Here is a 14,954-nt window from a genome sequence, read left to right as displayed (position 1 = left end):
CCGGTGGGGGCATCGGTTCCGTTGGCAAACTCTTCGGCTTCTTCCACTTCCAGAGCCCGGTCCACAGTGACAGGGGCATCGTTGACCGGTGTGATGTGCACGGTCAAGGTTCGGGTGATGCTGCGGAAGTCATCGACCAAGGTTCCAGTTCCTGGATCGTATGACTTTCCATCGTCGGTCATGGTGACCGTGTAGACGGCGTAACCATAGGCATCGGCACGTGGTGTCAGCGTCAGGACGCCGTACTCATCGAGGACCGGAGCCGATTCGAACATTCCGGCTGGTTCGTACAGCGTGTTGTAGCTGAAGCTCAGCGACTGAGTCGCGAGGGCACCGCTGTCGTTTCCGCGTTCGTCTTCGGCGGTCGCCTGACTGACGAAGATGGCTGGATCCAAGTCATGGACGCTCGGGTCCGCTGACGCGATGACGGCTTCACCATAGATGTCATAGAAGACGGTGTTGAAGGCATCGCCGGTGTCGTTGATGTCTTCGGCGAAGGTCACCGTGTCGAAGGTGGGGAACTCAGGGGCATCGTTGACCGCATGAGTGGTCATCGTCACGGTCGCCGCGGCACTGGTCAGGCTTCCGTGGCCCACGCTATTGGCCGATTCACCAGGGAAGTTCGTTGCCCCTGGGACAGGAATTTCCGAGAAGTCTTCCACGAAGTAAGTGAACAGGTCGGTCGCATCCGTGGGGGCGAATGGATCTTCTTCGTTGTAGTCATCGTTGGGTTCGTAAGTCCCACTCACGAACTCGCCGCTGTCCGCCAAGAAGCTGCCTGGGCTGGCGGCATCCGGAACCAACGAGAACGTCAGTGTCAGCGTGCCTCGCGTCGTGGCCAAGGTTTGAACCGGTGCCAACCCTGTGACCGCGTCGTAGGTCAAAAGACGAGCGTCGATCGAAGCAACGGCAGCTGCCGGCACGCCAATTTGGATCACTCGGAGGTCTTGGGCATCTTCGTTGAACAAGGCCGGGAAGTCAGCTGGTGGAGTGACTTCCAGAGCCGATCCGGCGGCACCGAGACGGAGCAAGTCGTCTTTGGTGAAGTTTTTCAGGCCGTTGCCATCGCTTTTCGCGACCGGGTTGGGATCACCCGACCCGTCAACGAACTCTTCATATTCCAGCAACTCGAGAGACAGACTGTCAGCTTGTGGTGCGTCATTGACCGGTTTGATCAGCAAGCGGACGGTCGCGGTGTGCGTCAAGAAGTCGTCGATTTCAACCATCGATCCCGGGGCCGCTTCGGTTCCCAAGTCGAATGTGATGCCTCCATCGGTCACCGTGTAGGTGAAGGAGTCTTCGCCGTAAGTGTTGAGTGCTGGCGTGTAGACGATGTTTCCATCGACATCGAGAGCAACGGTTCCGCCCAGAGCACTGGTGGCGCTCACGTCGGTGACGGTCAGTCCGCTGTCATTGGTGTTGTCGTTTTCATCGTCCGCTGAGTCACGAGCTTCTTTGTCATTGGCGATCAGGAACGCGGATGGGATGACCAGCGTCGTGTCTTCGGTTGGGACAGGGACGGCCGAAACAGGGTTGGCAGGGTCGGGGCCGACAAAGAACGCGTTCCAGGCCGCATTGTTTTCGCTGATCACGTCTTCCGCAGCGACAGGGGCGTCGTTCTTGGGTTTGACATCGATTTCAGCGGTCGCTTGGGCGGTCAGTTTCGCACCGACGGAGGTGATGTCGTCGGCTGGATCAACCAGATCCGCACCTGGATTCACCAGCACGCCATCGTCTTCGATGGTGAATTGGAACTCGTCACGCAGCAGCGAGTTGCCACTCGCGTTGTCTTGGTTCAGGTCGGTGTCGGCGAGATAGAGAATGGTTTCCAGGAAACCGGTTCCCGCTTCCCAAGTTGGCGTGATGCGACCGCGAGGGGTCTTGAAGCCATCAGCTGGAATCGCCGTGTTTGAGTCAATGTCGGTGACAATGCCACCAACAGTGGTTTGCAACGAGATGACGTTGAAGGTTTGGATCGACTCATCCCAAGGCGCCGGCTGAGTCGAGCCATCGGGGAGTGTCAAAGTGAACTCCCGGTTGCCATCACCGAATGCACTGGCTTTCAGTTGATCGGCGGTGAAGGTGCGCTCCGTGTCTTCGAGCGCGAGCAGCGTCAAATTCTCAACCGAAGGCACATCGTTGACGGGGTCGACGTTGATCGTCACCGTGGCGAGCCCGATCGGGTCGCCGTTGACGTCGAGGACTGGATTGTCCACCAACGTGGGTTGATCAGCCAAGCGATAGGTGAACGTGTCGATACCGGCAAAGTCGGCTTTCGGGACGTATTGGAAGTGACCCGTCAGTGGATCAATCGAGAAGTTCTCGGCATGAGCTGGTCCGTCGACCAACACAACGGTCGTGGGAGCAAACGGGGTGAGCAAGTCGTCTGCGGCAACGGAGGGCCCAAAGAAGACGGACGACAATCCCATTTCTGCTGTCAACAACGACTGATCTTCCAGGATGTCGTAGCGATCATCTTGCGGGGTCGGGATCGGAGCCGGGATGATCTCAACTTGGTAGTCCTCGACTTCCCCACCGACGGCCAGTCCGTCCGAGGCCAAGCCACCTTCGGGTGAGATCCGGAAACGCGCCCAGGACATTCCGCTGGATGCGGTCGTCGGCGTCACGATGTTCAGAATGTTATCGCCGGCTGACAACGGGATGCTGCGGAATATTTGTTCCCCGCCGTTTTCTGATGAATCTCGTGGGTCAAACAGTTGGTTTTGATCCCAGTCGATCCAAGCGTCCAAGAAGCCACCGTTGGGAGCGTTGACCAAAATCGATGCGCCATTGGTGTTGTTCGGGTTGAGATACCCCAGAACTCCGATCGAGACGCTGCTGGGATCTGCCAATGAATCCACAAACACCGTTTGAGCGGTGGTTTGATTTTCGAGTGTCACAATGCTTCCAGCAAAGGTTGCCGAAAGGTTGGTGGCATAGCCCGCCAGGGCTTGGTCGACGCGAGCGGCCAAGCGTGCCGCGATATCATTCACGGTGTCGGCAGCATCGAAGCGTACCGCGATGGTTCCCGAGGTCGAAGCTTGCTGCCCAACTGCTGCTGGATCATTGAGCAAGAACTCAAATGTCTTGGCGCCCGCGGCTGTGCCGAGGTCGATCACGACCTGGTCACCGCTTGCTGGAATGGACTGGACGTCGATCGTGACCGGGTTGGCGGGCGATGCTGCGATGACCAATGAGGCAGGATCAGAAGGTGTGACCGTGATCTCACGTTCCGTGTTGGGGGTACCGATTCCAACACCATCTTCGTCATCGAAATTGGTCAACGACAGCGATGGTTGGGTCGCGGGAACGGTTGTCGTTCCCGCGGCGTATTCCACATCGAAAGCCAAGCCGAAGTCTTCAAAGACCTCGGCGATTGCATCGTGCACATCGGAAGTGAATGCATTGAGTTGGTCCAGCACTTCACCGGGATCGGTCAAGGCGGTGTCATCAAAGATGACCGGCAAGTTTCCTGGCTCGGCTGAGCGGCCGACCGTCACAAATTCAAAGGTCACTGGGCCACGAGGGCTGCCAATGTCGATGGTCAAGGTGTCGCCCAGGACGGGCATTTGCACCGCTTCCATGAGGCTGACGCCAGCGGTCGTGATGGGGGCCTGGAAAGCACCGGTCCCAAGGGTGATGAGGACGGGAAGTCGATCGTCATCGGAAGCCGTCGGTGAGCCGGCAATCGCTGCGTTGCGTTCGGCATCAATGATCTGACCCAAACGGATTTGGCCGCCATCAATGATTGCATGACGAGCACCATTGGAATCCAGGATGGTCCCAAAGCCGTCGATGGCATCGCCATAGTCCAAGTTCACCGTTGGCAAAATGATCGTGAATTTCGTCGAGCCGTCTTGCTGGTTCGGACGCAACAAGTTGCCTGCACGGTCGGCGATTCGTTGGTTGTCCAAGGAAATTTCATAGACGCCATTGGGTTGCCAAAGAGTCGTCAATGGAGTCAAACGCAATTCGCCGGTCGAGCCATTGAAGCCGAGTTGATAGTCAACCCCTTCGACCAGTTCGATGTTGTTGCGGCGAACAAGGATCGCGTCTCGATCGACCGTCGCTGGGTCGATTCCGGTTCCTTCGAACGGTGAGTTCTCATCGCGACCGTCGCCGATCAGGATCGAGAAGACATCCAGAATTGGATCATCAAGCGAGACAACCGTGGGGTTAGGGTCTTGGTCCAAACCAGCATTGTCGTCGTCGATTGGCTTGAGGAGCACAGCGTAGGGAGCGTCCGTGTCTGCCCGGTCGATCGCACCTTGGTCGATGAACGGGTCCGCTCCGCTGCCACCGCCGGATTGACCGGAGTCCACTCGGAGCTGCCCAAACACATCCCGCTGGGGCGCGTCGATGTTCGAACGGGCGATTCCAAGTTCCGTTTTGAACGTGACAAAGTCCAAACGGTCGGCCAATGTTTCTTGTGAGTTGTCGATGGCCGCCGAGCCCGCAGCCAGGTAGTAGTTTCGCGAAGAGCGATCAATGAACAGTGGCGCATTGGTTCCTGCCAACTCGGGGTTGGTTCCAGTGGTGCCGTTGCTTGCATTGCCTTGGAAGTAGTTTTTGCGAACCACGGTGTTGGTTGCATTGAAGCCTTCGAGGTCAATTGCGGTGCCGAATTCAGACAGGATGTTGTTGATGATGGTGGGGGCGGCTTGCCCAATCACATCGATGCCGGTTCCGTCGCCAAATCCAACCAGAGTGTTGTTGATGATCCGACCGAACGGAACCGAACGCCCTGCTTCGGTGGTCGTCTCGCCCGCGAATCGGATGGCTGATTCACCGGAGATCACATTGTTTTGAATGACCACGCCGGGGACCAAGCGAGGCGAGTTCAGCTGCGGGAAATTGATCAGTGAGCCCTGGTGAGGAACTCCTGTTTCTTCCGCCGTGCCCGGTTGAACGTCAATGCCGACATCTTCTGAGTCGGAAATGAAGTTCGAGTCGATGATGAACATCCCTTGTTGTCGCTCGCGATTCTGATCCGCCAGCAATCCGGTTGTTCCGCCAAACATGGTCACACCATCTTCCGACAAAATGTGGCGGTCGTTGGTGTCGAACGGTTCGAAGGTAAAACCAAAGTCCGGCAGGATATTGGCGTCTGCAAGCGTCGCGTATTCATCCACCCGTCGGATTTCGACTTGATAGGGGCCCGAAAGAATCTCGGGGTTGCGATTCGGATCCGGATTGCTGAATCGAGCATCGCTCAACAGTTCAAAGGTGCCGGAGTCCGGATTGATTGCTCGCGTCGTGCCTTGTAAAGCACCTTCGACAGCAGGGACTTGATCAGGAACCGTGACCATTTCACCCCGCTCGGCGTACCCAACGATGATGTCATCGATGTAGAAGCCTTCGAAGAAGTTGTTCAGGGTTGCGTTGGAACGCGAGTTGGAGGAAATCTCACCAAACGCAGGCGGAATTCCATCGCCAGCGATTCGACCGGAGGTGCTGAAGTCGAATCGTAGTTGCAAACCAACTTCTCCCGCGAACGAAGACAAGTCGATGCGAGCTTGTCGCCATGCGCCGGTGTTGTCGAACAACTCCTGGACGATCTGGTCTTCTTGGCTTCGCGGTGTCGTGCTGTTCAGACCTGCGTCGGAGAGATGCGAGATGAATCCGGGGAGTTCTGCTGTCGGGGTCCGTGACGGATCAGCCACACTCAGGGCTGAGTTGTTGGTTGCGACCAACTCCCATTCTCCCGTCGACGGTCGCAGCACGAAGACTCGCGCCGCGTCACGGAATGGATCTTGACCGTTCGCAGTCGTCTCACCCGGGTGGTTTTCAGTTTCGAGGAAGTAGTTGACATAGAGAGTCGGGCGGTCTTCCGCCACCGATCCATCCAGGTCGAATGAGTTGGAAACCAATTGGCCTTGGGCACCGCCTGCCAATGCATAGGTGTTGACGACGGCTGGGTTGGAAGTCAGGTCGCGATGCAGTTTCTCGGAAAGCCCGTACTGTGCATTTTCCTGGCCATCGTAGGTGATGTATCCCTGGGTCGTGTTGACGAAATCGTCGGGCGCAATCCACTCTTCGAGTCCGAAGTAGAAACTCGCACCACCGCTGGCTTGGGAGAACTTCCGATCCCCACCGACGGCTCCGGCTTCGCCATACGTCTGCTCAATCTCGTCTGGAGTCCGCGATCCATCGGGTGCTTCGTTGATCCCGTGTCCCACATCATCGGCGCGCCGAGTGGTGGGGTGCCAGAGGTTCAGATCCAAGGGGCTGAACGCGAGGCCGACCGGGGTGTCACCGTTGGCAGGAGCAATGTCGCTGAAGACAACGGAATCTGTGCCACCCGCGAAGATGTTTTGCAAGACGCCATTGAAGTCAAACGCGTACAAGCGACCACCGGTCGTGGTTGCGAACAGCATGTCAGCATACGCACCGTTCTCGACCGACTGAGGACCGAGTGCGAGTGCGCTGAAGTCGGCTCCGATGACGGTGTTCAGAAGGGTGGCGTCCCCCGAGTTCTTGTCGATGGCAATGATTTCACCAGCATTGGTGACGCCGTACATCTGAGTGGGTTCGACTGGATCGTCGAAGCTAATCCCAGTGACGCGACCCGCCAATGCAGTCCCGGTACCGGCGGTGTAGTTCACTGCGCCAACGTTATTCGCTGCTGTGCCGTCGTTCCCATCTTCGTTGTTGTTTGCGTTTCCACTATAGATGGCAGCGGTCACAATCTGTCGAGCGTCAGCATCGTTGTTGATTGCATTCACGATCGCGGCCGCAGTTGGCCCTCCCGTTCCGTTGGCATCGGTGCCGATGATCAAAGTAATGGTGCGTCCTGCCACACTGACGTTGCCGATTCCGGCTTGGTTGCCATTGTTGGGACGGCTGATGCTGACCGTGAAATCTCCGTCTACACCAGGCTGATTGGATTGAATCCGAATGTTGGTCCGGGCGACGTTGTTTCCGTTGGTGAACACCTGGAAATTCGCGGTCGCATAGGTCGCTGCTGGCAGATTGATGTTGCCCATGACGCCGTACTTGACGTTTGCGCCTGTGTTGGGACCGGACGCAGCGGCGGCAACCGGGGAAGCGTCCCCGTCCGAAGTGGCTCGATAGAGCTTCGACGATGCGTCTGATTCTCGAACCACATAGTAGAGGTCGTAGCTTGGATCGCTGGTGATGTTGCCGGTGCGTTCAAATGTCAACGCATCGACTTCATCCGAGTTGGTGAATTCTTCCAGACGCGGGTCGTTCAACTCCGAACGATTGCCCGGGGCGGTCAAATTTGCATTGAGGTTCCGAGCGTTGATCGTCGGCGTTGCACCGGGAATGTTGTCTTGGCTGACGACCGTCAGCGCGCCGGTGGCGGGATCGATCTCGACCAATTGGCCGACGGAGTCATCGACGTTGGACTGTCGCTGGTACCCGAACATCCGGCCATCGCTGCGGATGGTGATGTCTTGGATGTCATTGTTGTTGGCAGACCAGTTGTTCGGTGACACCGGCCGTGTGTAGGTCCCACCGTTATAGGCGTCCGCGATGTAGAGTTGATCGTCCGCATTGGGCAGCGGGCGGTCAGTGGCAACGTACAGCGGCACGTTCTCAAGCGTGAATGCTGGCAAGTGGGATTCGACATCCGCTGCCGTGTCGATGTTGAAGATCGACGTTTGTGGTTGGATGTTGATGCCATTTGGCAAAAATGGATCCAGTGGGATCGTGTTGTACCCGGAAAATCCAATGCGATCTTCCACCACGCGATCAACGGAATTGATCGGTTCCAGACGAACGTAACGGTTGTCCGCGTTGCCTTCGGGGACAAAAATCTCACCCGACTCGGATTGGACCGCGCTATCCGCGACTCCGTCTCCATCGTCGTCCTGCAGGAAGTGACCGAGGTTGTCATATTGTCCCATCAAGGCACTTGGTGTGACGCCGTTGCCCATGATCGCGATGTAGTACTCGCCACCAGTGGTCAAATGGACGGGGCCGATGTAGCCGTCCTTGGTGCCGAGCGATCCACGCGACAGATCGTCAATGTCTGGGTCCGAGTCAATCGTGTCCGGCTGGTCGTCAGCGATGTTGGAGTCTCGACCGACGAAAATCAGCTGACCATTGCCGTCATAGACAGCGAGCGTCGTATCACCACGGTTCGCCTTGTCGGCGTAGTCCATGTCAAAGACGACCGCCACTGTGCCGGCAGAGTCGTTGACGCCGCTGATCACTTGGATGCCAGTCTGAGTCGCGTCAAAGCGATACCAGTCGACGTCCAGGTCGCGATTGGTCACGCCTTGCTCGGTCCCCAGGTCGCCGGAGATCGAGATCGCTGCCATGTCGCTTTGCAAAAGGCTTTGCAAAGGTTGAGCCTCTGCGAAGGTGTTGTTTGCCGCTGCCTGGACTTCGCCCGCTTCACCGAGGATGTGACTGCGTGCTGGCAATCCACTCACGTCGATGGCTGTGGTGGCGTACCGCATGTCGGCGTACTGAATCGTACTGCCAGGATACTCATCGACTTGTTGCAGTCGGATTTGCATTTGGTACTGGCCACTGCTGACACCATCCAGAGATGTCGGCGTTGATCCGAGCGAACGGATCCGGACGAAGTACCGGCCAACCGTGTCCGGGGTTCCTGGCAACACAAAGTGCATGCCGGCGTCTCGGAAGTTCTCCGAGTTGAAATCACCACCCAGCAGCGGGTTCTGTTCCAGTGGCAATGCATTCAGCGTGCCGGGCAGATTGGTGTCAGTGGAACGAAGGGAACGCGCGATGACCGTTCCATTCGCATTCAAAACTTCGATGACTGTGTCGAGAGAAGTGTCGGTCCGGTCGATATCCAGCCAAACCGGCGTGCCCGCCGTTCCCTCGAAACTGTAGACGTCTAGGTCACTTGGAGAGTCAGGGCTGATGAACCCTTGGACTTCAAAACCGAGGCGTCGATTCTCGTCTCCGCTTTTCTGATCCGGGGCCAAAGTGCCCACGAACTGGGCGACACCAGGGAAGGCATTTTCATCCTTGCCTGCCGTCAGGGGAGTCTCGCGTTCGCGAACGACGGCGACATTTCGATCGTTGCTGAACTCATCGAACTCAAAACCACGCCAATCACCCTTTTGCCCACCTGTCTGACCATCGTTGCCGGTGTCGTACAAGAACGCGCCAGTCGGTGTGAAGCCAGCACCCACCGAATCGTCTTGCAGGCTGGTCAAGATGACGGGGAAGCCAGGTGAACCGGAAACGGTCACGGTGCCCCCGATTCGGTCAATGATTTCGGCAGGTGTGCCGGTGGCGGTGAAGCCAGCGTTGTTGCCTGACAACTTGACAACCAACGAATCGCTGCCGCTGCTTCGCAGCGTCAGCCCACTGTTGGAATGATGGTTGCCCACCGTGATTTCGTTTTGCAGGACATGAACGATGTCCGTGTCGTCCCAGATCGACTCGGTTGTCAGGACTTCGCCTCGCACCAACATTCCGTTGATGCCGTTGTTTTCGAACTGGTTCAGTCGAACCAAGGGACCGACGTTGTCGTCGAATTCCGCGAACACGTCCAGGTTTCCGGTACTCCGCCCGTAGTCAGGTTGGTTGGAGAACTGCAGTGAGTTGGCATTGATGTTGATTGCGGGGCCGGCGTTATCGACGATCTCGTTGCCAATGATGATGGGCTGAGCACCGCGAACGTAGATCGTGGCAGCGTCGTTGGCGCCGCGTCCGTTTCGGACACCCGTCGCGTTGCCATCTGCGTTGTCACTGATCAGCGAGTTGGTGATTCGGACCTCAGCCTGATGAATTTCAATTACATTGAAATTGGCGGATCCACCTTCGATCGACGAGTCGCCACCACCGTACGAAATGATGGCATTGTCGATGCTGCCAGAACTGGTGTAGCCAAAGTAGAAACCGCCCCAGTCACCAGCCTGCCCTGCTGAGTTGGGCGTGTTCGTCGTGTCATAGACACCGCTCCCGCCATATCGATCGTCATTGATGGACGTGAAAATGACAGGACGATTCTGGGTGCCTTCGGCGATGAGGGCGGAGCCTCCCGCCTCGGCTTCGATTCGTGATCCGGAGGATTTGATCACGATGCCTGGATCGACCAGCAAACGCCCGGAATCGCGAGCGGTCAATTCGCCGGTGTTTTTGTCGAGATAACGCCCACCCACGTTGCCAGCGATCACCAGATTTTCGGTCAACACGTGTGCGATATCCGTGTCATTGAAGCGGCCTGGTGTGGTCAGCTTCGTGACGACTTCGCCATCCTGTGTTTCAATTCGAATGAACAGACCATTGATCGTATTGCCGGACAGGTAGTTGCCGACGATTTCAGGGCCGATGCGGCCATTTGATTCATCGAAACTATCAGGGCTGGCGGAGACCGCCGCACTGTTGCTGTCGGTGATTTGGTTGAACGCAATGGACGGCCGAGCGTCGATGATGTGAATCGGGCTGAAAGAAGCCTCCGCAGAATCGACGAATACCTTGCCCCCACCATGACGAATGTCTGAGTGCGAGATGTAGTTCAGGAACATCCCCGAGGATTCCAAATCGGAATCATCACGCAGAACGATGCCGCCAAAGTCACCTGCTGCCGGTGGATTGGCTGCCGAAGAACCCGTTGAATTGCCACCAAATGTGCTGTCGAAATAGGATCGCAACCAGACCGGTGTGTCGGGGGTTCCCAGGACTTGCAAGGCAGAGGCAGATCGATCGATGTCAATCGACGAAGAGCCAACATCAAGATTGGCTTTGCGCATTTTGATCAACGCACCCGCGTCGATCATCGCAGTGACGCCCTGTGGGACACGGAAGTCGGCCCCGTCCCGCAGTGCTGCGCCGCTGGTCGCCGTCCCAATCAGATAGGGCTTGATATCCGCGGTGGTCGACGGGTCGCCGTCGGCGTCATTTCCGATGATCCGAACCAGGTTGGGCGTGTTCAGAAGCGTGTCCGATCCCGACAGGTCCAGACGATCGATCCCGGTCAATTCAACGGTTCGGCCGACCACGGTCGCAACGCCAGGAAGGACGGAGTTGATCGCGTTTGCAGCTGCAGAGGCCGCATCCTCTGGTGATCCACCGGGGGCCAGGGTGATTCCACCGGGGCCGAAGTCAAAGCTTTCGGTCACGGGTGTGCCACCAATCGTTTGAATGACCTCAAACGTATCGGTGGCGTCCAGCGCATCGAGTCCCACCGTCGGGAACACAAGTCGTTCTCCTGCCCGCTGGAGCGCTTGGCCGATGTTGTCGAATGCGTCTCCGAGAGTGCCCGAGCCATCCAGTGCTGCCGCGTTCGGGTCATTCAACCGATCGACGAACACAGTGGTGTCGGCATCGCTGGCTTGGAAGTAAAAGGAGAACACGCCACCCGGCGTTCCATCACGATCACCATCGATCGGAGTGCCGTCCACATCTCGAAGAACCGATGCCGATTCCCCGTGGAATTTCAATTCCAGTTCATACAAGCCGTCCGTTGTTCCACCAAAACCAGAGTCAGGGACCAGCGGGTTGTATTCTTCGTTGTCGGTGCTGCTGACTCCGATCAGGTAGGTTCCTGCATCCAGTTCCACGTTGAGGAACGAGTCGTTGCCAAAGTAGCGGTCATTGCGAGCAACGATTTCAAGCGTTCCATCGTCATTGACTGCGAACAATGTCAGGACCGTGCTCAGGCCGCTTGGAGTCGACAATCGTTCGGCGAAGGTTTCCGCAGTGAATTTGCCTGTCTCGCCAACAGCAAACTTGTAAAGATCGATGTCGGTTGCATTGGGAGCGGAAACCCGCTGCAGGTGAACGATATCATGATCACCCGGCAGCACGTCGTTTGGCACGGCAGCGCCTTGAACGGATGGGATGTCATATGAGTGGTTCAGGCCCAAGGAGTGACCAATCTCGTGCATCATGGTTTCTGTGAAACCATCGCCAAAGAATCGGTTGGATTGGTTGTAGATGGAGCCGTTCAAAATCGCAAAGGTGTTGTTGGCAAGGCCTGCAACCCCGTCGTTTGGACCGAGTCCTGGGGAGACTGCCCGGAAGTCTCCCTTTCCAATCATCAGTTGATCTGCACCAGGTGTGGTCTCAGATGTTTCGACGAACTCAAACCCTGAAAGACTGGCGTAAATATCAAAGAGAGTGCGGACAATCTCTTTTTCTTTTTCGGTGATCAGGTTGATGTAGTCTTGTCCGTTGGTATCCGCTCCCAGCGTGCTGGGGAAGTAATAGCGAACAATGCTGATTGCCGAAGGAAGCTCCAAGCCGACTCCTTCGTTGTTTCCGACATGTGGTTCGCGCTGAATCTCACGGTGCCCTGGTTCATCTTCGCTGCCAACTCGTTGAGCAAGCGGAACAGATTGGACCTGGATCTGCGAGGAAATGCGGACCCCTGATGCATCCAGTGTCACGGGGCTCGCTGGTGTTCCAGTCAGATCGCTGGCTGTCAGGAGAGTCGAGTTGTCATCGTCGCTGGTGAGTGCTGAGCTTGGGACAACAGGTGATCCACCCACTGGTGTTCCAGCTTCCCCGATGTCCAGGCGGTAGTTGCCCTCTGGGATGGGAGAGGAAAACAGGAGCGTGACCGTTCCGGCCGCAACGTCGTACGTTGCCAGATTGGGTTGCAAGGGTGCAAGCTGGTCGTCCGAATTGTCCGCGGTAGCGCGAGTATCGATGAGGCGATAGAACGCGGGGTTTTCTGCGTCACCCACGTCCAACAGTTGTCCGTCGAAGTGCACGACAACCGTGTCCGATTGTTGTGTGAGAACGCCCTTCGGGTTGGCTTGGGTGGCGTTGGTTCGAACGATTGGTTGAGGGACGACCGCAACGACCTGAGCTCCGCGGTTGAGGCGAAAGGTTGTTTCGAAGTTGTTGCCGCCGTCAAACGGCACTCCGGCGAGGCTTTGCAGTGGCGAGTTGCCTTCTCCGACCAAGACAATTTTGTAGAGGTCATCAGGGAAGCCAACCGATGGATCGAACGCGTTGTGAGCTGCGCTGCTGGCTGGACGCAAGACGATCTGCTGCAGGTTGCTGGCTTCGATGCTTCCCGATTCCAGCAGCCCGACGTATCCCAATTCGACTTGGACATCGTCGTCGATTGGGTTTCCGTTGATGTCCAGGTTGGCTGGATTGGGGCCAAAGATCCCGTCTTCCCCGGCGCGAAGCAATTTGACTGTGTCAGCGTTGATGGTGGCTTCGTCGAGGTCAGCACCGCCGTTGAAGAACAGGTTGAATTCATTGGGGGCTGATTCCAACGTGTCGCCATTCTGAAGCAACCCGGAATCATCAGGTCGAATGGCAAGCAAGGTTGGGCCGACCAAAACGCGGGCGGAGTTTCCAACCGACATGCGATAGGCTTGCGAATCCGTTCCTGAGAACGCCGAGACTTCAATGGCATAAGACCCTTCTGCCAATTGAACTTTGGCACGGAACTCTGCTTCGCCCAAGGTGTTGTCATTTGACAACGAAATTTCATTGCCGTTTCCGTCGAGCAATCGGAACTGCAAGTCTTGTTGACGCTGACGGTCAACGCTCACTGGGTTGGTACCCCCTTGCTCGCCTTCCAGGTAGGATGTTCCCACCGGTGTCACGATCAAATCAATTTCGGTTGGGTTGTTCAGCGTGAATGCAAACACATCCACGTCGGAGTTGGGACTGTCAATCGACACATCGGTGATCGTCTGGGCAGCGAGGTCGAGCACACCCAAATCGACCGCACTGGCGAGAGAGTCGTTTGGCTCCATCGCGTCGCCGTACAACATGTTGATGTTGAAAATGTCGTCTTCTTGTGGGCCGTAGTAGTTCGCGCTGATGAATGGTTCCATCAGTTTGGTGCCATTGGTTGGCATCACGTGGGCCAATCCCAGGCCGTGGCCGATCTCGTGAGCGAGAATGTTTGTCAATTCGATGTTGAGATCGAAGGCAGAGTTGGCTGTGTCCGAGTAGTAGCTGTCGGAGGTGTCGATGATCATGTCACCATCGAGCCCGTTGGATCCAAAGCCATACGGTGGATAGTTCGCGGCGAGAACGTTGTAGTTCCCATCGATCGCGGCGCCAGCAATCCGCAAATCGGCCCGCACGTCAGCTTCGCCGATGCTCGCCGCCCCGGCCCATGGCGATTGATCGTCGTCGTCTTCGTAAACAAAATTCAGGCCGGTTCCCTGTGACCAAACGTCATACACGTTGGCAAAGATATTGAACCACGGCTTCTCGGTGATTTCGTTGGTCGCTCCGCTTCCGTAGACGCCGTCAAGGAACGCGACCAGTTCACTGTTGCCGGTCGTGTTCCCCGTGTTGGGGTCCAGCATCGGCGTTCCATCGGGAACGATGCTCCAGGTCAGCGTGATAGGGTCGCCTAGGTTGGGTGCCCCGTTTGGATTCAGTGCCGAGGTGCGCCAACGCAATGGGTCCGTTGGATTGAAAAGAATGGGTTGAAGCTGGGGCCCAAATTGGAACGTGGGAAGCTTGGTCCCGGATGTGATCCGGATGTGGTCATCGTCGTGTTCCGATTCCCATTGCTCCATCGCCTCAAGCGAGGTGCCGGGAGCGAACACGGGATGAGCGACCAGACCCAACTCCGCAGCCAGTAGTTCTCTTTTTTCCAGGGTTTCGTGGTTCAGACGGCGGTCGGCGGTCTGCCATTTGCTTCGGCGTTCGCTGCGGGCACGGCGAGATTTCGACAGTGGTTGGCCTTTCAATCTTCGTCCCGATTGAGAGGAAGCGTCTGAAACTGCGTTGCCCAACATGGTCTGAAAGCGGCGAAGCGTCATGTGAAACTCAAAGAATGAAGGGATCCAGCCACGGTCACCGTGACAGCGAAGCGAATCGAAATATCAAATGAAAAGTCGAAAAATGTCGTTCAATGCGGGCTAGGACGCACCCGTTCCGCCGTCGGTGGAGGCGCAATGGGGGCTAGCCGGACGTATGAAGATAATTGGATTGTCAACTCGGCGGCGAGAAACTGGTCAGAAAATCTGTCAATTCGTCGCTACAACCGTTGCAATTCAAACGGGCGAATGCCCCGAATG

1 protein-coding gene is annotated in these 14,954 nt (G+C 56.8%); it reads right to left on the bottom strand.

Going from position 1 to position 14,954, the window contains the following annotated elements; translation table 11 throughout:
* On the bottom strand, positions 1–14,696 hold a 14,696-nt coding region (locus RISK_RS10685; RefSeq protein ID WP_047814275.1), incomplete at its 3' end, for a matrixin family metalloprotease.
* Between the last annotated feature and the right edge of the window lie 258 nt (positions 14,697–14,954).

This window comes from Rhodopirellula islandica, from assembly GCF_001027925.1.
In the GTDB taxonomy this organism is placed as follows: domain Bacteria; phylum Planctomycetota; class Planctomycetia; order Pirellulales; family Pirellulaceae; genus Rhodopirellula; species Rhodopirellula islandica.
Note: the sequence above shows the minus strand (reverse complement) of the source record. Positions and strands in the feature narration are given on the sequence as shown.